A 241-nucleotide genomic window follows, 5' to 3' on the forward strand; every position below is an offset into this window, starting at 1 on the left:
CTCGATGCCCGCCTCGGCCTCGGTCATCCAGTTCCGTCGGGTTTCTAAGATGATAGCTATCCGCTCGAGTGAGGCGCGCTCGTCGTCATCGCGCGCATGAGATTGCAGATAGCGGACGGTTTCGATCAGCGCTTCGGCATCGCGAATGGTGGAGAGCGCCCTGGCGGCATCCCTTAGCCGGATATTCTCGCGTTTCCGGATTGCGCCCATCTCCCCGGCCACCAGCCGGTAGAGCGAGCGC

At 63.1% G+C, this 241-nt stretch carries 1 protein-coding gene; it reads right to left on the reverse strand.

Annotation, left to right across the window (positions count from 1 at the left end; genetic code table 11):
- Nucleotides 1–241 (reverse strand): hypothetical protein (locus tag SB764_RS44150; protein WP_410867332.1); only part of this gene is annotated, 241 nt, incomplete at both ends.

This window comes from Paraburkholderia sp. SIMBA_027 (assembly GCF_046535315.1).
Lineage (GTDB): Bacteria > Pseudomonadota > Gammaproteobacteria > Burkholderiales > Burkholderiaceae > Paraburkholderia > Paraburkholderia tropica.